At 65.4% G+C, this 19760-nt stretch carries 19 protein-coding genes and 2 pseudogenes; 9 read left to right on the top strand and 12 right to left on the bottom strand.

Annotated elements, in window-relative coordinates:
- Positions 1 to 4: 4 nt before the first annotated feature.
- Positions 5 to 817: an AraC family transcriptional regulator gene (locus DACI_RS21750; RefSeq protein WP_012206118.1), complete on the top strand. Its 813-nt coding sequence runs from the start codon at positions 5 to 7 to the stop codon at positions 815 to 817.
- A 76-nt stretch (positions 818 to 893) separates the two neighbouring features.
- Entirely contained in the window at positions 894 to 1280 is a 387-nt protein-coding gene (locus DACI_RS21745; RefSeq protein ID WP_012206117.1) for a cupin domain-containing protein, read from the top strand.
- Positions 1281 to 1347: 67 nt separating this feature from the next.
- Here the strand turns inward: DACI_RS21745 and DACI_RS21740 are convergent, their stop codons facing one another.
- The 4 genes from DACI_RS21740 to DACI_RS21725 all read right to left on the bottom strand — a co-directional run bounded on the left by DACI_RS21740 (position 1348) and on the right by DACI_RS21725 (position 6396).
- The gene (locus DACI_RS21740; protein ID WP_012206116.1) at positions 1348 to 2142 is read right to left on the bottom strand and encodes an ABC transporter ATP-binding protein; all 795 of its coding nucleotides are present in this window, start codon (positions 2140 to 2142) and stop codon (positions 1348 to 1350) included.
- Between the two features lie 169 nt (positions 2143 to 2311).
- Entirely contained in the window at positions 2312 to 3196 is an 885-nt protein-coding gene (locus DACI_RS21735; RefSeq protein ID WP_012206115.1) for an ABC transporter permease, read from the bottom strand.
- 123 nt (positions 3197 to 3319) lie between these two features.
- Positions 3320 to 4291 carry an ABC transporter substrate-binding protein gene (locus tag DACI_RS21730; RefSeq protein ID WP_012206114.1) on the bottom strand — a complete coding sequence of 324 codons (972 nt, stop codon included), beginning with the start codon at positions 4289 to 4291 and terminating at the stop codon, positions 3320 to 3322.
- Between the two features lie 404 nt (positions 4292 to 4695).
- Positions 4696 to 6396, bottom strand: coding sequence for an electron transfer flavoprotein-ubiquinone oxidoreductase (locus DACI_RS21725; protein ID WP_012206113.1), 1701 nt, complete (start codon positions 6394 to 6396; stop codon positions 4696 to 4698).
- A gap of 217 nt (positions 6397 to 6613) precedes the next feature.
- On the opposite strand from DACI_RS21725, the gene DACI_RS21720 reads away from it, so the two are divergent.
- Positions 6614 to 7051 (top strand): acyl-CoA thioesterase, encoded by a 438-nt coding sequence (locus DACI_RS21720; protein ID WP_043782252.1) that lies wholly within the window; start codon positions 6614 to 6616, stop codon positions 7049 to 7051.
- A gap of 148 nt (positions 7052 to 7199) precedes the next feature.
- Here the strand turns inward: DACI_RS21720 and argC are convergent, their stop codons facing one another.
- Positions 7200 to 8174 carry an N-acetyl-gamma-glutamyl-phosphate reductase gene (gene argC / locus DACI_RS21715; protein WP_012206111.1) on the bottom strand — a complete coding sequence of 325 codons (975 nt, stop codon included), beginning with the start codon at positions 8172 to 8174 and terminating at the stop codon, positions 7200 to 7202.
- A gap of 119 nt (positions 8175 to 8293) precedes the next feature.
- Between argC and DACI_RS21710 the strand changes: the two genes are divergently transcribed.
- From DACI_RS21710 to DACI_RS21700, 3 genes are all read left to right on the top strand, one after another.
- Positions 8294 to 9178, top strand: coding sequence for a LysR family transcriptional regulator (locus DACI_RS21710; protein WP_012206110.1), 885 nt, complete (start codon positions 8294 to 8296; stop codon positions 9176 to 9178).
- A gap of 322 nt (positions 9179 to 9500) precedes the next feature.
- A complete protein-coding gene (locus tag DACI_RS21705) occupies positions 9501 to 10427 on the top strand; it encodes an NAD-dependent epimerase/dehydratase family protein (RefSeq protein WP_012206109.1) in 927 nt (308 codons plus the stop codon).
- The gene (locus DACI_RS21700; protein ID WP_012206108.1) at positions 10424 to 11119 is read left to right on the top strand and encodes a type 1 glutamine amidotransferase domain-containing protein; all 696 of its coding nucleotides are present in this window, start codon (positions 10424 to 10426) and stop codon (positions 11117 to 11119) included. The genes DACI_RS21705 and DACI_RS21700 overlap by 4 nt, the downstream gene beginning before the upstream one ends.
- Before the next feature lie 25 nt (positions 11120 to 11144).
- On the opposite strand, the gene DACI_RS21695 is transcribed toward DACI_RS21700, so the two are convergent.
- Positions 11145 to 11639, bottom strand: a complete 495-nt coding sequence (locus DACI_RS21695) for a MerR family transcriptional regulator (RefSeq protein ID WP_012206107.1) — start codon at positions 11637 to 11639, stop codon at positions 11145 to 11147.
- Between the two features lie 222 nt (positions 11640 to 11861).
- Here DACI_RS21695 and DACI_RS21690 point away from each other — a divergent pair, with 222 nt between their 5' ends.
- On the top strand, positions 11862 to 12353 hold the full coding sequence (locus DACI_RS21690) for a hypothetical protein (protein ID WP_012206106.1): 492 nt from the start codon (positions 11862 to 11864) through the stop codon (positions 12351 to 12353).
- 86 nt (positions 12354 to 12439) lie between these two features.
- Here the strand turns inward: DACI_RS21690 and DACI_RS21685 are convergent, their stop codons facing one another.
- The 5 genes from DACI_RS21685 to DACI_RS21670 all read right to left on the bottom strand — a co-directional run bounded on the left by DACI_RS21685 (position 12440) and on the right by DACI_RS21670 (position 15981).
- Positions 12440 to 13048: a DUF4337 domain-containing protein gene (locus tag DACI_RS21685; RefSeq protein WP_012206105.1), complete on the bottom strand. Its 609-nt coding sequence runs from the start codon at positions 13046 to 13048 to the stop codon at positions 12440 to 12442.
- Between the two features lie 101 nt (positions 13049 to 13149).
- Positions 13150 to 13329 (bottom strand): DUF2256 domain-containing protein, encoded by a 180-nt coding sequence (locus tag DACI_RS31590; protein ID WP_013801983.1) that lies wholly within the window; start codon positions 13327 to 13329, stop codon positions 13150 to 13152.
- 20 nt (positions 13330 to 13349) lie between these two features.
- Complete coding sequence (locus tag DACI_RS21680; protein WP_043782249.1) at positions 13350 to 14408, bottom strand: NAD(P)/FAD-dependent oxidoreductase; 1059 nt, start codon at positions 14406 to 14408, stop codon at positions 13350 to 13352.
- On the bottom strand, positions 14405 to 15037 hold the full coding sequence (locus DACI_RS21675; RefSeq protein WP_043782247.1) for a lipocalin family protein: 633 nt from the start codon (positions 15035 to 15037) through the stop codon (positions 14405 to 14407). The genes DACI_RS21680 and DACI_RS21675 overlap by 4 nt, the downstream gene beginning before the upstream one ends.
- On the bottom strand, positions 14998 to 15981 hold the full coding sequence (locus DACI_RS21670; RefSeq protein WP_050771865.1) for a MerR family transcriptional regulator: 984 nt from the start codon (positions 15979 to 15981) through the stop codon (positions 14998 to 15000). Before DACI_RS21670 ends, DACI_RS21675 begins: the two co-directional genes overlap by 40 nt.
- A 259-nt stretch (positions 15982 to 16240) precedes the next feature.
- Between DACI_RS21670 and DACI_RS32760 the strand changes: the two are divergent.
- Positions 16241 to 17815: pseudogene (locus DACI_RS32760) on the top strand (methyl-accepting chemotaxis protein).
- 85 nt (positions 17816 to 17900) lie between these two features.
- Here DACI_RS32760 and DACI_RS32755 read toward each other — a convergent pair.
- Positions 17901 to 18098, bottom strand: a pseudogene (locus DACI_RS32755) (hypothetical protein); the annotation flags it as partial.
- A 310-nt stretch (positions 18099 to 18408) separates the two neighbouring features.
- On the opposite strand from DACI_RS32755, the gene DACI_RS21655 reads away from it, so the two are divergent.
- Complete coding sequence (locus DACI_RS21655) at positions 18409 to 19716, top strand: dicarboxylate/amino acid:cation symporter (RefSeq protein WP_043782245.1); 1308 nt, start codon at positions 18409 to 18411, stop codon at positions 19714 to 19716.
- The last annotated feature ends 44 nt before the right edge of the window (positions 19717 to 19760 follow it).

Here is a 19760-nt window from a genome sequence, read left to right as displayed (position 1 = left end):
CCACATGGCAGAAACGAGCATCTCCAGCGACTGGGTCCGGCATTCGCAGCTGGGCGCTGGCCTGGAGCGCATCGAGGCCTATTTCGGCGGGCACGGCTATGCGCCCCACAGGCACGACACCTATGCACTGGGCCTGACGCTGTCCGGCGTGCAAAGCTTTGCCTACCGCCGCAGCCAGCGGCACAGCCTGCCGGGCGGTGCCATGGTGCTGCATCCCGATGAATTGCATGACGGCCACGCGGGCACCGACGCAGGTTTTCGCTACCGCATGGTCTATGTGGAGCCGGCCCTGATCCAGCAGGTGCTGGGCGGCAGGCCCTTGCCCTTTGTCGAGGGCGGGCTGTCTGCCGATCCGCGGCTCAAGGCCGCGCTGCTGCCGCTGCTGCAGGGCCTGGATGAAGACCTGGAGCCGCTGGCCCGCGACGACGCCATCTACGACCTGGCATGGGCGCTGGACGCCGTGGCGGGCCGGCGCAACGTCCGGCGCCTGCCCGACCTGGGGGCCGTGGAACGCGCCCGCGCCTGCATCCACGACGCGCTGGAGCAGGGCGTGACCCTGGAGGACCTGGCTCGGGCCAGTGGCCTGGACCGCTGGCGGCTGTGCCGTGACTTCCGCGCGCTCTACGGCACCAGCCCCTACCGCTACCTGACCATGCGCCGGCTGGACACCGTGCGGCGCCTGCTGCTGGCGGGGCAGCCCGTGGCCGATGCTGCACTACAGGCCGGCTTCTTCGATCAGAGCCACATGGCGCGCCAGTTCGCCATGGCCTATGGCGTGCCGCCCGCACGCTGGCTCAGGCGCCTTGGCGCGGCCTGAGCTGCACGATCGTGCAAGACCGGAGGGATGGCGCTTCCTAGCATGGAGGTTTCACACGCTTTCATAAGGTCTGCCCATGACGTTCCCCGTTGGAAACCGCCCCTACGAGGCCATCAACTTCCCCGAGAAATTCAGCCGCTTCACCGGTCAATGGAGCCCCCGCGTCGTTGCCGAGATGAACGACTACCAGTTCAAGATCGTGCGCGTGCAGGGCGAGTTCATCTGGCACTCGCATGCCGAAACGGATGAAGCCTTCCTGGTGCTGGATGGCGAGCTGCGCATCGACTTCCGTGATGGCCATGCGCTGCTGCGCCAGGGCGAGCTCTACGTGGTCCCCAAAGGCACGGAGCACAAGCCCAGCGCCGAGCGGGAAGCCCGCCTCATGCTGATCGAGCCGCGCGGCGTGCTGAACACCGGGGAGGAAGGCGGTGAGAGGACGGCGCCCAACGATATGTGGGTATAGCCAGCCCTTAGCCATCCCATGAACAAGGGGCGCCGCAGCGCCCCTTGTTCCCGGAAGTGCGGAGCGCTCAGCCGAGCAGCAGTGCGTCGTCGGCCAGCTTTTCGCCGCGTACCTTCTCGAACATGTGCAGCAGGTCGGGCACGTCCATGCGGGCGCGTTCCTCGCCGCTGACGTCGAGCACGACCTGGCCCTGGTGCAGCATCACCGTGCGCTCGCCCACGTCCAGCGCCTGGCGCATGCTGTGGGTGACCATCATGGTGGTGAGCTTGGCCTCGGAGACGATGCGCGCCGTCAGCTGCAGCACGAAGTCGGCCGTGCGCGGGTCGAGCGCGGCGGTGTGCTCGTCCAGCAGCAGGATGCGCGAAGGCTGCAGCGCCGCCATCAGCAGGCTCACGGCCTGGCGCTGGCCGCCAGAGAGCAGGCCGATGCGGTCGGTCAGGCGGTTTTCCAGGCCCAGGCCCAGGATGGACAGGCGCTCGCGGAAGTTGTCGCGCATCTCGGCCTTGACGGCGCGGCTCAGGCGGCGGAAGGTGCCGCGGCGCTGGGCGAGGGCCATGTTTTCCTCGATGGTCAGGTCCTCGCAGGTGCCCGCCATGGGGTCCTGGAAGACGCGGGCCACGCGTTCGGAACGTGCCCACACGGGCAGGCGCGTCATGTCCTGGCCGGCGATCTCGATGCGGCCCTTGTCCACGGACAGGTCGCCCGAGACGGCGTTCAGGAAGGTGGACTTGCCGGCGCCGTTGGAGCCGATGACGGTGACGAACTGGCCGTCGGGAATGTCCAGCGACATGCCGCGCAGCGCCCGCGTTTCGATGGGCGTGCCGGGGTTGAAGGTGATTTCGAGTTGTTGTGCGCTCAGCATGAGTGCAATCTCCGGTATTTCTTCGTTCAGTCGCTCAAGGCGTGGTGCTTGAACTGACGCGGTCCAAACTCAGGGACGCCTAGCAAGGGCCGCCCCGCAGCGATGGCGTCGTTCCCCTCCCTCGCGCAGCGAGTAGAGAGGGGGAAGCGGCATAGCCGCTCAGGGGGTGTCATTTCCTTTGCGCAAACTTGCGCTTCAGTTGGGGGATCACCAGGGCGACGGTCACCAGCAGGGCGGTGACGAGGTTCAGATCCTGGGCCTTGAGGCCGATGAAATCGCTGTTGAGGGCCGCTGCAATGAAGAAGCGGTAGACGATGGCGCCCACCACCACGGCCAGCGTGGCCCAGACGATGCGGCGCGAGGGCAGGATGGACTCGCCCACGATCACGGCAGCCAGGCCGATGACGATGGTGCCGATGCCCATGGAAATGTCCGAGCCGCCCTGGGTCTGCACGAACAGCGCGCCGGCCAGGCCGACCAGGCCGTTGGAGATCGCCATGCCCAGCAGGATCATGGCGCCTGTGTTCACGCCCTGCGAGCGTGCCATGCGGGCGTTGGAGCCCGTGGCGCGGATGGCCAGGCCCCGCTCGGTGGCGAAGAACCAGTCCAGGCCCAGCTTGGCGATCACGACGATCACGAACAGGATGACCGGGCGCATCACATAGTCAGCCACGCTGTCGGGCTGCAGCAGGGTGAACAGCGTGGTCTCGTTGATCAGCGGCACGTTGGGGCCGCCCATGATGCGCAGGTTGACCGAATACAGGCCGATCATCATCAGGATGGAGGCCAGCAGATCCATGATCTTCAGGCGCACATTGAGCCAGCCCGTGATCAGGCCTGCGACGGCGCCCGCGGCCGTGCCGGCCAGCGTGGCCAGCCAGGGATTGGTGCCCGTGGAAATCAGGATGGCGCAGACGGCGCCGCCCAGCGGAAAGCTGCCGTCCACCGTGAGGTCGGGAAAGCGCAGCAATCTGAACGAGATGAAGACGCCCAGCGCCACCAGGCTGAAGATCAGGCCGATCTCGACGGCACCGAGCAATGAGAAAAGAGACATAGGAGGAGCGACAGGCGCGTGGGACAGAAAACGACTTAAAAAAAGGGCAGGGCCATGTTGCCATGGCGCCTGCCACCGTGGGCGCACTGCCCGGGTTGGTCCCGGGCAGGCAAACCCCGGGTATTACTTGATCACCTGGGCGGCCGACTTGACCAGCGCGTCGGACAGCTTGACGCCTTGCTTCTCGGCGGCGCCGGGATTCACGAACAGCTCCATCTTGGTGCTGACTTCGGTCTTCATGTCGCCGGGCTTTTCGCCCTTGAGGATGCGCACCACCATGCGGCCGGTCTGCTCGCCCAGATCGCGGTAGTTGATGCCCAGGGCAGCCACGGCGCCGCGCTTGACGGAGTCGGTGTCCGAGGCCACCAGCGGGATCTTGGCGTCCTGGCCGACCTTGACCAGCGACTCGTAGGCCGAGACCACGTTGTTGTCGGTGTTGGTATAGATCACGTCGACCTTGCCGACCAGGCTGCGCGCGGCGCTGCTGACGTCCACGGAACGGGGTGCGGCGGCTTCCACCAGGGTCATGCCCAGCTTGGGCAGCAGGGCCTTGAGTTCCTTGACCACCACGGCGGAGTTGGCCTCGCCGGGGTTGTAGACCATGCCCACGCGCTTGGCGTTAGGCACGACCTGCTTGACCAGATCCATCTGCTTGTCCAGGGCCAGCAGGTCGGACACGCCGGTCACGTTGTTCTTGGACGGCTCCCAGCTGGGCACCAGCTTGGCGGCCACGGGGTCGGTCACGGCGGAGAACACCACGGGCACGGTCTTGGTCGATGCGACCACGGCCTGGGCCGAGGGCGTGGCGATGGCCACGATGGCGTCAGGCTTGTCGCCCACGAACTTGCGTGCGATCTGCGCGGCCGTGCCGGTGTTGCCCTGGGCACTCTGGTACTGCCACTTGAGGTTCTTGCCGGCTTCGTAGCCTGCTTCCTTGAGCGCGGCCTGCACGCCGTCGCGCACGGCGTCGAGTGCAGGGTGCTCGACGATGGCGGTCACTGCGACCGACTTCTCGTCAGCGGCGTGGGCGCCGCCCGCAATGGCGGAAATTGCCAGGGCCAGCGCGCCCAGGGGCGCCCAAGACAAGTGCTTCATACGTGTATCTCCAACGTGCTTGTGGTTGTTCCTGTTTGCTCAGCAGAAGGCCGCACAGGACGGTCGCGGCGCTTCGCGGCAAAGTCTACTGCAGCCGCCCTGTACGCCTTGGCGTTTGGACGACCCGGTTTTCACCTATAGGTTTGTATCTAAAAATTGGCATGAAATCTGCGGGGAATGCCCTAGGTGCAACTTTTTCATGCGTCTTGGATAGGTTTGGCGGTGCAGGTTTGCGTCTTCAGGGGCTTGTTTTTGGCTTTGTCGTGCATTTTTATTGCGTGCAAGTGCCTTTCGGATGGCCTTCTATGCTTTCTGGGCCTGCATGGCTTTGACGGCGCTCAAAGAAAAAGCCTGCACAAGCAGGCTTGGGCAGGCTTCAGAGGAGGGCCGGTGTGGCGTGCGGATCACATGCCCGCGTAGTTCGGCCCGCCGCCGCCTTCGGGCGTGACCCAGACGATGTTCTGCGTGGGGTCCTTGATGTCGCAGGTCTTGCAGTGCACGCAGTTCTGGGCGTTGATCTGCAGGCGCTTGCCGCCCTGGGCCGTGTCGTCCACGAACTCATAGACGCCGGCCGGGCAGTAGCGCTGCTCGGGGCCTGCGTACTTGGCCAGGTTGATGGCCACGGGCACCGAGGCGTCCTTGAGCGTCAGGTGGGCGGGCTGGTCTTCGGCGTGGTTGGTGTTGCTGATGAAGACGCTGGACAGTCGGTCGAAGGTCAGCTTGCCATCGGGCTTGGGGTAGTCGATGGGCTTGCACTCGGCAGCAGGCTTCAGGTAGGCGTGGTCGGGCTTGTCGCGGTGCAGCGTCCAGGGGATGTTGCCCTTGAGCACGAACTGCTCGATGCCGTTCATCAGCGTGGCCGTGGTCAGGCCCTTCTTGAACCAGGCCTTGAAGTTGCGCGACTTGTTCAGCTCTTCGTACAGCCAGCTGTTCTCGAAGGCCTCTACATAGGCGCCCAGCTCGTCGCCCTGGCGGCCCGCGACGATGGCGTCATACGCGGCCTCGGCGGCCAGCATGCCGGTCTTGATGGCGGCATGGCTGCCCTTGATGCGGCTGACGTTCAGGAAACCTGCGTCGCAGCCCACGAGCGCGCCGCCCGGGAACACGAACTTGGGCAGGGACAGCAGGCCGCCGGCCGTGATGGCGCGCGCGCCGTAGCCCAGGCGCTTGGCCGGCTTGATGCCCTTGGACTCGTCGCCTTCCAGGTAGTAGCGGATGTTGGGATGGGTCTTCCAGCGCTGGAATTCCTCGAAGGGGCTCAGGTAGGGGTTGGCATAGTCCAGGCCCGTGATGAAGCCCAGCGTGACCTTGCTGTCGTCCAGGTGGTAGAGGAAGGCGCCGCCGTAGGTCTTGCTGTCCATGGGCCAGCCGGCCGTATGCATCACGAAGCCGGGCTTGTGGCGTGCCGGGTCGATTTCCCACAGCTCCTTGATGCCCAGGCCGTAGCTTTGCGGGTCCTTGCCGGCGTCCAGCTGGTACTTGGCAATGATCTGCTTGCCCAGGTGGCCGCGGGAGCCTTCGGCAAAGATCGTGTACTTGGCGTGCAGCTCCATGCCCAGCTGGAACTCGCCCGTGGGCTCGCCGTCCTTGCCGATGCCCATGTTGCCGGTGGCCACGCCCTTGACCGAGCCGTCGTCGTTGTAGAGCACCTCGGCGGCAGCAAAGCCCGGGAAGATTTCAACGCCCAGTGCCTCGGCCTGCTCGCCCAGCCACTTGACCACGTAGCCCAGGCGAACGATGTAGTTGCCATGGTTCTGGAAGCAGGCCGGCAGCAGGAAGTTGGGCGTGCGCAGGGCGGATTTCTCACCCAGGAAGACCATGGCGTCGTCGGTGACGGGCTGGGTCAGGGGCGCGCCCTTTTCCTTCCAGTCAGGGATCAGCTCGGTCAGCGCACGCGGGTCCATGATCGCGCCGGACAGGATGTGGGCACCGGGCTCGGAGCCCTTTTCCAGCACGACGACGGAGACATCCTGGCCTTTTTCGGCCGCCAGCTGCTTGAGGCGGATGGCCGTGGCCAGGCCGCCGGGGCCGCCGCCAACCACCACCACGTCGTATTCCATGGCTTCGCGCGGCCCGTACTGGGCCAGGATTTCTTCGTTCGTCATCGGGGTGTCTCGCTTGGATATTGAAAAACAGGATGGTCGGCAGACCGAACGTTCGTTCGGCTGCAGCGCAAATGCCGCAATGCGGTGGATTCTATGACGTGCGTGGACCCCGTCGTTGCTGATAGGTGACAGCGCGGGAATCCGCCCTGCTGCACAGTGACCGGGGGCTGCGGGGCATGGTGCCTTGCGGTGGCGCTACAACAAGGAGACTGCAGGCATGCGCATAGAGATTCCAGAATATAAAAAATGGGTTCACGAGATGCGATTCAAAGTGCGCTGGGGCGACATGGACGCCATGGGCCATGTCAACAACGCCATGTACTTCCGCTATCTGGAGACTGCCCGCATCGACTGGATGGTCGAAGCGGGCATGGCGCCTACGCCGGGCGGGCAGGGGCCGGTCATCGTCAATGCGTTCTGCAACTTCCACCAGCAGCTGGCCTATCCCGACGAGGTGCTGCTCAAGATGTACGTCAGCGACCCCGGCCGCACCACCTTCGAGACCTGGGGAACCATGGAACGCGTTTCCGAGCCCGGCGTCATCTGCGCCGCCGGCGGCGGCACCGTGATCTGGGTGGACTTTCCCAGGCAGAAGGCCATCGAGTTGCCGGACTGGGTGCGGGAGATGGTGGGCGCAGGCACCAGTCCCGGCTGATCGCACGCCCGGATTCAGGCCGACTTGCGCAGCACCAGCTTCGGTCTGGCCAGCAATTGCTGGCGGGGCAGCCTGGATGAGCCATGCGCGCCAGCAGCGAGGCGGCGGCCTGCTCGCCGCGCTCGGCAGGGTGCGCATGCCCCTTTGCTCAGAGGGGGAGGGGAATGCGCGACGGATTCGTTGAGCCGTGGAGCATCGGCTGCAGCCCGAGCATCAGATCAAGGTTTTGCACCGCCGCGCCGGCGGCGCCCTTGCCCAGGTTGTCGAACACGGCGGTCAGCAGTACCTGCTGCTCCTGCGGCTGTCCGAACACCGCGAGCCGCATCCGGTTGCTGCCATTGAGTGCGCGCGGATCGAGCCGCTGCGCATCGGCGTCCTCCTCCAGGGGTTGCAACTCGATGCAGGGCTGGCCCTGATACCGCGCCTGCAGCGCAGCGTGCAGGCTGCGGGCGGTCACACCAGCGGGCAGCAGCCGCAGATGCAGGGCGATGGTCAGCACGATGCCTTGCCGGTAGTGGCCATAGGCCGGCACGAACACCGGCGCATGGGCCAGACCGGCATGCTGCTGGATCTCGGGCACGTGCTTGTGGTGCAGTCCCAGGCCATAGACCTGCAGGGGCACGGCAGTCGCGGCGGCAGCGCCCTCATGGTCCAGCAGTCCTGCGCGGCCCCGTCCCGAATAGCCCGATACCGCGTGAATGGCCAGCGGGTAGTCGGGGGGCAGCAGGCCCGCGTCGATCAAGGGCCTGAGCAGTGCCAGCGCACCTGTCGGATAGCAGCCGGGATTGCTGACGCGCCGGGCATGGGCGATGCGTTCAGCTTGGCCTGCCTCCAGTTCCGGCAGGCCATAGACCCAGCCCGGCGCGGTGCGATGCGCAGAACTCGCATCGATCACGCGCACGCCGGGCCGGCGCACCAGCGCCACCGCCTCGCGCGCAGCCTCGTCCGGCAGGCACAGCAAGGCGATGTCGCAGTCGTTGAGCGCCTCGGCGCGGTGCGCCGTGCTTTTGCGCTGGTCGGCCGGCAGTTGCAGCAGGCGCAGGTCGGTCCGATCCGCCAGCCATTCGCGCACCTGCAGGCCGGTGGTGCCTTGGTCGCCATCGATGAAAACAAGAGAGGTCATGGGTTGCTCCGATTGGGTGTGGAGCGCATGGTGCAGCGCCTGCCGCATGCAGGCCAGTTGAATCTGACAAACTACGGATTCATGATTCCTGAATTGCTGGCAACCTGGGATACCGCACCATGCGCGAAATCAATCTGGACCGTCTGCGCACCCTGCTGACGGTGGCCGACCTGGGCTCATTCGCTGCCGCCGCCAAGGTGCTGCACCTGGCGCCGCCCACGGTGACGCTGCATGTGGCGCAGCTCGAAGAGCGTCTGGGAACACGTCTATTGCACCGCGCACCGGCCGGCGTCACCGCCACATCGGCGGGCAGCCTGCTGATAGACAAGGCGCGCCAGCTCCTGGCCGAGGCCGACGATCTCCTGCAGACCGTGCAGCGCCAGATCGCCACGCGCGGGGGCCGCGTGCGCCTGGGCGCCTCCACTGGCGCACTCGCGCACCTCTTGCCCCAGGCACTGGAAACCCTGGCCACCCGGCATCCCGAGATCGACGTGCAAGTGGCGGTGATGACCAGCGAGGAAGCCCTGGCGCGCCTGGCCGCCGGCAGCCTGGACATCGGCATCGTTGCCTTGCCGCAGCCCGTGCTGCGCGGGCTGCAGGTGCAGGCCTGGCGCCAGGACCCGGTGCTGGCCTTCATCCCGGCCGCCTGGAAGCCGCCGCGGCACATCACGCCCGCCTGGCTTGCGGCCCGTCCGCTGATCGCCAACGACCGTGGCACCCGGCTGTCGCGCCAGACCGCCGAATGGTTCGCCGCAGGCGGCGCCCGGCCGCAGGCACGGATCGAGCTGAACTACAACGACGCAATGAAGAGCCTGGTGGCGGCGGGCTACGGCGCCGCGCTGCTGCCCCACGAGGCCGGCGCACCGCAGCCTGACCCCCGCATCACCACGCGACCCCTGCGGCCAGCACTGTCAAGGGCGTTGGGCATCGCGCATCGCAAAAGGCCGGATGACGACGCGACGACGGTGACGATTGAGGTTTTGATGGGGATGCGGGGGCGTTGACTTTGCTGATTGATGCCTGCTTGACAGCAGGAATCAATAGAGCCGGTGAGCGGACCGGAATAAACATCAGCTTCATCCCGGTCCGGTTCGGTGCCTTGTTGATGCGATGGCACCATCACCGGCTTGACACTACGCTGGAATGAAAACGCCTGTCGCGTCAACATTTGTGCCGGAGCGACCAAAGAGTCCACCCGCTGAGCGAGCCGGCGGGTTTGTCTTCGACCTGATATCAGGGACCTGTAGTTTTGCCGCTTGACCTTCAACTCAAGTTGAAGCTTAAGCTCCTTGTCCTCTCATCACACAAGATGCTGCAAGGATCGATATGCAAACCATTTTGGGCGCCAATGGCCAGATCGCGGTGGAGCTGGCGCGCGAGCTCCACCGCAACTACACGCAGAACCTGCGCCTGGTCAGCCGCAAGCCGCGCAAGGTGAACGATACGGACGAGCTGGTGTCCGCCGACCTGACGAATTCCGCGCAAACCCTGGAGGCCGTACGTGGCAGCGAGGTCGTGTACTTCACCGCCGGCCTGCCACCAGACACCGAATTATGGGAAAGGCAATTTCCTGCCATGCTGCGCAACGCACTTGATGCCACGCGGGCAGCGGGTGCCAAATTTGTCTACTTCGACAACACCTACATGTACCCGCAAACCGCGCAGCGGCAGACCGAGGAAACCGCCTTTGCCCCGGTGGGCCGCAAGGGGCGCGTGCGCGCCTTGATGGCCGAGATGGTGCTGGCCGAGATGCAGCGCGGCGATATCCCCGTCGCCATTGCCCGCGCGCCGGAGTTCTACGGCCCCGGCAAAACCCAAAGCATCACCAACACCCTGGTGATCGGCCCGCTCAAGGCGGGCCAGAAGGCCAAAGTGCCGGTCCGTGACGACAAGCTGCGCACCCTGATCTGGACGCCCGATGCAAGCCGCGCCATGGCAGCCATCGGCAATGCGCAAGATGCGTATGGCCAGACCTGGCATCTGCCTTGCTGGGACGAGCGGCTGACCTATCAGGCCTTTGTGAACCTGGCGGCTGCAACCTTTGGGGTTGAGCCGCGCTACAAGGTACTGAGCCACCTGGCCATGGTGGCTGCTGGCTGGGTCTCCAAGCCCGTGCGCGAACTGCGTGAACTGCTGCCACGCTACGCACACGACAATGTGTTTGATTCGTCCAAGTTCAAGCGCCGCTTTCCCGACTTTGCTGTCACCAGCTACGCACAGGGCCTCAAGCACATCGCGCAGGAGTCTTCATGAGTACGCCACGTGTCTTGCATGTCGTCACCAATGTCGCCCATTACGACGACCCTGCGCACGCCACAGGGCTGTGGTTGTCGGAGCTGACCCATGCCTGGGATGTGTTTGCTTTGCAAGGGTACCCGCAGCAACTGGTGAGCCCGCTGGGTGGCGCCGTACCGCTGGAGCCGCGCGCACTCCAATGGCCGCTCTTCGATGCTTCGGCCAAAGCCTGGCTCAATGATCCCGCGCGCATGGCCCTGCTGGCGAACACTGCGGCACCTGCCGATATCGTCGCGAACGATTTCGATGCCATCTACTTCACGGGAGGGCATGCGGTGATGTGGGATTTTCCCGATAGTGCGGGGCTGCAGCGCATCACACGCAGCATCTGGGAGCGTAGTGGCATCGTTGCATCGGTTTGCCACGGCTACTGCGGCCTGCTCAATACGCAGCTCAGCGACGGCTCTTTGCTGGTCGCGGGCAAACGGGTCACGGGTTTTTCATGGACGGAAGAAATCCTGGCCGGAGTGGCCCGGTCCATGCCCTACAACGCCGAGCAGGAGATGAAGATGCGCGGTGCGCGCTATCAAAAAGCCTTGCTGCCTTTTATCTCGTATGTGGTGGCCGATGGCCGCCTCATCACCGGGCAAAACCCGGGTTCGGCCAAAGCGACTGCAAAGCAGGTGGTGCAGGCTCTGGCAAGGCGCTAGGGCCGCGTTTCAAACTGGCGCAGGCCTATGCCACGCTTGCCCGCTTCTTGTGTCCTGTGCGCATGAGCTTGCCCATTTTTTCTTCGGCCGCTGCTTCAGAGGCCAGGGATTCGGATTGCTGGGCCAGTACATGGGAGAGCACGCGGCGTGCGTTGTCGTGGCAATCCATGTTGTCTGGCCGCGCTTCAATATCGGTCAACAAAGCCTGCAACTGCTTTTTGCTGGTTTGCAGCTTTTTCTCCATGGCCTTGATATCGGCAATTTTTTGGCGCAGCGCGCCCACGACGGCCTCATGGTCCCAGCCTTGCAGGCCGGGCGGCAAGAGTGCACGAATTTCATCCAGGCTGAAGCCCACGCCTTGCGCCATCGCAATCAGCTCCAGCATCTGCACCATCTCAGGCGGATAGCTGCGGTAGCCATTCAAGCCACGCTCAGCCGCTTGCAGCAGGCCGCTTTGCTCATAAAAACGAATGCGTGATGTGGACAGGCCTGTGCGTTTGCTCAGTTCACCAATGTTCATGCGCAACCTTCGGCAAGGGTTCCTTGACCTTCAACAAGACTTGAAGCTTATCGCATTCGCAAGCCCTTCGCTCCGGCGGCAATTTGCGGCGGGCGCAACGTGCAAGCGATGCAATCTGACGCAGCTCGGTCAGCCGCTGCCTGCGCAATAGACCCCCTGTGCGCGAACTGTATGGATGGACAGTAGAATTTCGGGCTCGATAGTTTCCACAAGGGTCTGGACATGTCCGCAGAACTCGAACAAGAAGTCGTCTCGATCTTCGAAGACCGCCTTTGGCATCACAACGGCTGGGAGGCCCGCGTCATCAAGAATGAAGACGACGATGGCTGGGCCGTTGCCATGACCCAGGACGGCCAGGTGGAGCCAAGCCTGGTCGGCCCTTGGACCATGGGCCGCGACAAGAAAAATCCCAAGCCGCTGGACGTTTCCGCCTTCAACACGCTCGTGAAGACGGCGCACGAGGTGATGCGCCGGCATGAGCAGCATCTGGCCGCGCAGTTGCACAAGGATGTGCAGATCGTGGTGGGCGGGTCACGCGTGACCGTATCTCTGGATATCGAGCCTGATGAAGACAATCCCAGCGCCACGCTCACCGCCACTGCCGCCGACGGCAGCGAGCTGGCCAAGGTAGGAGTCAGGCCGGACCATCAGCTCACCCGGACATCTGCGCAAGCCTGGGCAGAGGCAGGCTACCCCCGTCCCAGCGAGGACTGAGCCGCGGGCAAGGCCGGGGAATCAGGGGGCTGTTTCACAGCTGCCTTCCAAGGCGGATATGCGGCTTTGCGGCTTTGCCACAGGCTCTAGATGTGCAGCATGGCCAGCCCGCCCACGCCAAGGCCTAGCGCTGCCACGCCGAGCATGGCGTATTCCAGCCATTTCTTCTTGGTCAGCAGCGCGATGGCTGCAAGGGCAATGGCGACCTGCAGCGCGGTGGTGGCCTGCGCCCAGCGGTGATGCAGGTGCATCTGCATCTCTGACTTCTCGTCCCATTGCCGGGCCTCGGCTTCCAGGCGGTCGGCATCGCGCTTGATGTCGTCCTTTTCCTTTTCGTAGCGCTCCACCTTGGCCTGGTAGGCCGCCCGCCTGTCCTCCGTGGTCGCCAGATCACGCGCGAACTCGGACAACGATTGCTTGGTGCTCTTGGCCTGGAAGAAGGCCCATTGGTTGGCCGCTTCGGTCTTCTTGATGGCTGCGTCGTTCTTGTACAGCCCGGCATTGGCCTGGGTGGCGCCGCCCATGTACGCGAAGATGGCGCCCACCGTGGCGATGACTGCCGTGCACATGGCGATCTGGTTGGTCAGGCTGCCGCCGCCGATGCCGTGGTGGGCGGTTTGGCCATGCTCGCCCTGGGCAGCATGTTCGAGTTCGTGATCGTGTGGGCCGTGGACGTGAAAGCCGCCGGAAGACATAGGTGCCAATTCCTTGATGCAATGGGGTGGCGCATTATGGGGCCGGCCTGGCGGCAATCCAGGGCTCCCAGGATGTGCGGGGCGCATGGCCCGCTTGGAGGTCAGCGCCTTGGCTGGCGGCCTGCAGATGGGGGAGTGGGATCAGGCGGCAGTCGTGCGGTGCGGCAGCGCTGCGAGCAGTATTTGACCTCGTCCCAATCACGTGCCCATTTTTTGCGCCATGTGAACGCAAGACCGCAGCACGCACACAGCTTGGAGGGCAGGTGGGGCTTCTTGTGCATGGCGTGGGCGTTCCTGCAGTTCAGCGCGTCAGCGTGGCCAGGGCACGCCGGGCCAGCGCCCGTCCGCTGAGCCAGGCGCCTTCGACGCCTGCGCCGCACATCCAGTCGCCGCACAGGCCCAGGCCCGCAGGCGCGTCCCACCAGCAGCGGTTGACCAGGTGCGGCGCCGGCAGCGCATAGCGCCAGCGGTGGGCAGTGACGCGCAGGCCGCCTGGCAGAGAGCCGGTCAGAGAGCTGGCCAGGGCCTCGAATGCCTGCAGCAGTTGCCGGGCCACGGATTCGGCGTCCGATTCGATGTGATCCTGGCTCCACCGTGCACTGGCATGCAGCACCCAGGTCTGAGGTCCTTGCGGCACTTGCGGCCCCTGTCGCCCTGGCTTGGCGCTGTCGCTTGCCACCCAGCACAGCGGGCCATCCGTGATTTCTGCCGCATCCCAGTCCAGCGGCAGGGGGGCGTCGGTGCGCAGCATGGCCACCCAGCAAGGCTGCATGCGCGCGCTGGCAGCCAGTGCCGACGCATAGGGCGAGACCGGCCCCAGCAAGGCTGCCGCCTGCGGTGCAGGCACTGCCAGCACCAGGGCGCAGTATTCCGATCCGATCTGCCCGTGTTCGGCACAGTGCACAGTCCAGCAGGCAGATTCGTACTGCAACTGCTGAACCGTGGCTTGCAGGTGCAGCCGTGCGCCATGCCCCTGTTGTGCAAGCCGCTGGACAAGAAACGCTGCGGGAGAGGTCATGCGCGGCACGCCCACCCAGCGGTCGGGGCCCGCATCTGCTGGCACCACGTCTTTGCCCTGCAGGCGCACTGCGCGCGGACGCCAGGCGGCGACAACGCCGTGCTGCTCCCACTGGCGCACCTCCTGCACAAACTCCGGGTCCTGGGCCGCAAACGATGGAGCGCCGTGATCGCACTGCCACGCACCCTGCGGATCCTGCGCGCGCCGTGTGCTCATGCGCCCCGATGGGCCTCGGCTTTTCTCGAAGATATCCACGCGGCAGCCAGCCTCGGCCAGCAGCTGTGCACATGCCAGACCTGCCATTCCCGCGCCGATCACCGCGACGGGGGGCGCGCCGTTCACAAGGCCTCCTGGCTGTGCGCTTCCTGGTGGCGCTCATGGCTGACCCAGATCAGCGCGCCGGTATCGACGCCCAATTCCGCGGCCTTGGCGACGATGGATTGCAGGGTCTGCGGGGGCAGTTTCGGCTCCCTGGCCAGTATCCAGCAGTACTGCGTGTCCGGCCCAAGGACCAGCGCCCAGCGGTAGTCAGGGTTCAGGGCGGCCACATGGTAGCCGCCGTAGAACGGGCCGAAGAAGGAGACCTTGAGCGAAGCCGTGTCCGGCTTGCCCGTGAACAGGGCCTTGCCGACGGCACGCTGCCACTGGCCCCGGGGCACGGAAAACCCCCGGTTCACCACCTTCACGCTGCCGTCTGCCTGCGGCGTGTACTCGGCGGTCACATCGGTCATGCCCCGCTCGAAACCATGGTCCAGCCGTGCCAGTTCGTACCACAGGCCCTGGTAGCGCTGCAGATCGAACGGTGAGACGGGCGTGACCGAGCCGGGCGGGCGCATGCTGGCGCAACCGCTGGCCAGCAGGCCTGCGCCAAGGGCCGTTGCCAGCAGGGTGCGCCGCCTGGCGGTGAAGACGGGGCGGGGGGCGGGAAAGTTCATGCGGATGTCCTTGGTGTTCTTGTCGTCTGCCGCCATCGGGCGACCAGCGGTTGCAGATCCGTGAGATGGCGCACCGGCGTGATGCCCGCGACCGGGCTGGAATAAAGCGCCGGGCATGCTCCACCGGCCCACAACTCGATGGCCGGCGGCAGGTGGCTGCGCAGCTCGCCCAGGCAAGCCTGCGCCATCGCTCCGTTGTGCGAGCTGCTGAAGCTCAGCCCCACGATGTCGGCGCGATGCGCCCGCGCGGCCTGTGCCACGTCGCCGATGGGCGTCTGGGTGCCCAGCGATACGCAGTTGCAGCCTTCCAGGGCCAGCAGGGCTTCGACCATGAGCAGTCCCAGACCATGCATCTCCTGCGGCAGCGTGGTCAGCAACACCTTGGGCACGGACGGCGGGGAAGGAGGGGCGAGCGAGACGATCGCCTGCCTCAAGACGCCGGTGAGCACCTCGGTGTACAGGTGCTCTTCGAACACTTCAAAACGCCCCTGTGCCCAGAAATCGCCGACCGCCGTGGTCAGCGGGGCCACGAGCGTGGTCACGAAACCGGCCAGGCCCATGCGCGACTGGGCCAGGCTCAGGCAATGCCTGAGCTGGGCGGGATCATGTGCGGCAATGGCGTTGAGCATGGGGGCGAAGCGGTCATAGTCCGCTGCATTCTCTGAATTTGTCCTGGACAAATCCTTGCCCGGCGAGGTGTCGGCGCGGGCCAGCAGCGCCTGCAGGCCGTCCAGATCCACGCCCATCAGCTTGCTGGGGCGCAGCCCCGTATCCATGAGCCGCCGGATCAGGGTCAGTTGTCGAACCTGGTCTGCCGGATAGCGGCGATCGCCGGCCGAATCCCGTTCAGGCCTTGGAAAGCCGTAGCGTCTTTCCCAGACACGCAGGGTGTCCTTGGCAAGTCCGGTCTCGCGTTCGACGGCCGAGATGGGCAGCCCGGGGCCAGGCGCCAAAGGCAAGGGGTCAGAAAGTGGCGTCATTGATCTGAAGGGGACAAAACGTCCGGTCATGGCCGGGATGTTTTGAGGGATTTTGCGAATTGTCTAGGACAAAGATATGTTTTGTCCAATATATTACATAGAGAAACAAAGCGCAGGCCCGCTGGCCGCCACCCGGCAGCCGCTGGCGCGAGTGCTTTGTAGATCCCGGCCAGGAGATGACGGCCCCAGGCGCAGGCGAGGCTTCACACCATGATCGCCGCGCCCTTGTGCAGTCTTTCCGGCCACGCAGTTCGTACCGATGATCATCATGAATTTGTCCAACTGGCCACTGGCCCGCCGTCTCGCAGCTGCCTTCGCATGCGTCATCGCCATTTTTCTTCTTGTCATCGCGCTGGCCGTGAGCAGCCAGTCCCGGCTCAAGGAGGCCCAGCAATAGAACGAGCACACCTTCAAGGTGATGTCCCAGGGACAGCGCATGCTCACGGGCATGGTCAACATGGAGACGGCCTCGCGAGGCTATCTCCTGTCGGGCGACTCCCGTTTTCTTGCCCCCTGGGATGAAGGACTCAAGGAGTTCGAGGCCTCCTGGCAGGAGGCCGTACGCCTGACCGAGGACAACCCCGCCCAGCAGCGCCGCCTGGACGGTATCCGCCTGCGCCATCGTGAATTCGTTCAGGCGGTACAGCCGCTGCAGGCGCTGCGGCGGCAAGTTCAGGAAGGCTCGGCAACGGTCGAGGATCTGGTTCGCGAGTTCTCCCTGGGGCGCGAGAAGGCGGCCATGGATGGGCTGCGCGCACTGCAGGCGGACCTGGTGCGAGAGGAGGAGCAGCTCATGGCCGAGCGCCTGACGCGCACCGAGTCGCTGGCGGCAATGACGCTGGCGTTCGAGCTGGGGGGGGCGCTGGTGGCCGTCGTGCTGGCCGCCTTGCTGGGCACCTGGGTCACGCGCTCCATCACCGGCCCCATCGGCCGGGCCATCCAGGTGGCACGCGCGGTGGCATGCGGGGATCTGACGCAGCGGGTGGAGGCCACCACCCACGATGAAGTGGGGACCCTGCTGCGCAGCCTCGGCGAGATGAGTGATGCGCTATCGCAGGTCGTGGCCGTCGTGCGCAGCGGCAGCGAATCCGTGGCAAGTGCAAGCACGCAGATTGCCCAGGGCAACACCGACCTGTCCTCGCGAACCGAGAGCCAGGCCAGCGCGCTTGAACAGACGGCGGCCTCGATGGAGCAGCTCGGAGCGACCGTGACCCAGAACGCGGATGGCGCGGGCAAGGCCAACGCGCTCGCGCAGCAGGCCAGCGGCGTGGCCGTGCAGGCGGGCGAGGTGGTCACCCAGGTCGTGGACACGATGAAGGGCATCAGTGAAAGTTCGCGCCGCATCGCCGACATCATCAACGTCATCGACGGCATCGCATTCCAGACCAACATCCTGGCGCTGAACGCTGCGGTGGAGGCTGCGCGTGCCGGAGAACAGGGCCGTGGCTTCGCTGTGGTGGCCTCCGAGGTCCGCAGCCTGGCCGGCCGCAGCGCGGCGGCGGCCAAGGAGATCAAGGCCCTGATCTCCGACAGCGTCGAGCGGGTCGAACAGGGCTCTGTGCTGGCCGACCGCGCGGGCGGCACCATGGCTGAAGTGGTGATGAGCATACGCAGCGTCACCGACCTCATGGGAGAGATCAGCGCGGCTTCCGCCGAACAACGCAGCGGCGTTGCGCAGGTGGGCGAGGCGGTCATGCAGATGGACCAGGCGACACAGCAAAACGCGGCCCTGGTGGAGGAAATGGCGGCGGCAGCCACGAGCCTGCGGCAGCAGGCGCATGACCTTGTGCAGTCCGTGAGTGTTTTTCGCCTGGGGCCCCAGACGCAGGGTTGAGGCAGGGTTGGCGCTCGGTTGATGCACCGGTGAAGACACGGTGCGGGACCCTGGGAGAGCGGGCCCCTCTACAGGCGCCGGAGCATCAGCTGCTGCTGCCGTCCTGCCCGGGCACCGGCCGGCGTTCAAACAGTTGCGCCATGGCTTTGGCGGCTGCCTCGGCCGCTTCGGCGCGGCGCATCTCGGCCGCGTCTTCAAACCCGCAGCTCATGGCCTGGGCCTCGGGGCCGGCGTAGTCGGCCAGCGTCTCGGCGCTGTCGCGGATGCTTTGCAGTGCGCGGGCCGGGAGGGCCGGAGGCCGCAGGTCTTGCCATCCGGTTTTCCGAACGGCGCCTGCACTTCATCGTTCGGATTTCCGTGCCACCTTATGCATGAAAGTAAGGTCGATATAGGCGAATCAAGCAGTTAGCGCGGGGTGCAGGTGCCGGATGCGGCTGGCACGGTCTGTGCACTGTCAGGCGCAGGCCACGTGCATCGTGGTTGTGTATGCAGGGAGACAAGCCCGTCTTCGCTGTGGCATCCGGCCCGTGGCCGGCAGCCGTGGTGGCCGGGCTCGCTTGCAAGACCGAAATACGTCCAACGAAAAAATCCGCATGAAATTCAACCGCTTGACCACCATGGTGCTCGTGGCCATGGTCCTCGGCGTGCTGGTGGGCTATGCCTGCAACAGCTACGCACCCACGCCCGAGGCCGCCAAGGAGATCGCCAGCTACTTCGGCATCCTCACCGATGTCTTCCTGCGCATGATCAAGATGATCATCGCGCCCCTGGTGTTCGCCACCCTGGTGTCGGGCCTGGCCAACATGGGCGACGCCAAGGCCGTGGGCCGCATCGGCGGCCGCGCGCTCGGCTGGTTCATCGTGGCCTCGTTCTGCTCGCTGGCCATCGGCCTGATCTATGCGAACGTGCTGCAGCCCGGCCATGGCCTGAGCGTGGCCCTGCCGTCGTCGGCCGAGGGCCTGAACCTCAAGACCTCGGCGCTGAACCTCAAGGACTTCATCGCCCACGTGTTCCCCAAGAACATCTTCGAGGCCATGGCGACCAACGAGGTGCTGCAGATCCTGGTGTTCGCGCTGTTCTTCGGCATTGCGCTGGGCAACCTGCACAACCAGGCCGCGCGCTCCATGGTGGGCCTGATGGACGAAGTGGTCCACATCATGCTCAAGGTCACCGACTACGTGATGCGCTTCGCCCCCGTGGGCGTGTTCGGTGCCGTGGCCGGCACCATCACCATCCATGGCCTGGGCATGCTGTCGGTGTTCGGCAAGTTCATGCTGTGCTTCTACCTGGCCCTGGCCACGCTGTGGGTGCTGCTGATCGTGGCCGGCTACTGCGTGCTGGGCCGTGACATCTTCCGCCTGCTGAGCCTGATCCGCGGCCCGCTGCTGGTGGGCTTTTCCACGGCCAGCAGCGAATCGACCTATCCCAAGCTGATGGAGCAGCTGGAGAAGTTCGGCATCAAGCCGCGCATCATCGGCTTCGTGCTGCCGCTGGGCTACTCGTTCAATCTGGATGGCTCGATGGTCTACACCACCTTCCTGGCCATCTTCATTGCCCAGGCCTACGGCATCGACATGACGCTGACGGCCCAGATCACCATGCTGCTGGTGCTGATGGTCTCCAGCAAGGGCATTGCCGGCGTGCCGCGCGCATCGCTGGTGGTGGTGGCCGCCGTGCTGCCCATGTTCGGCCTGCCCGAGGCGGGCATCCTGCTGATCCTGGGCATCGACCACTTCCTGGACATGGGCCGCACCCTGACCAATGTGCTGGGCAATGCGATCGCCACGGCCGTGGTGGCCAAGTGGGAAGGCGCCGTCGATCCGACCGCGGCCACGGATGACGACGAGTCCCTGCTGCCCACGGACCATTCCGAGCAAGGGCGGCCCGCTGTCTCGGCCTGAGGCCCAGGCGGCGCTGGGGGGCACTGATAACATCGGTGCCTTCA

This window comes from Delftia acidovorans SPH-1 (assembly GCF_000018665.1).
Lineage (GTDB): Bacteria > Pseudomonadota > Gammaproteobacteria > Burkholderiales > Burkholderiaceae_C > Comamonas > Comamonas acidovorans.
The sequence above is the reverse complement of the archived record's forward strand: the minus strand, read 5'-3'. Positions and strand labels throughout refer to the sequence as shown.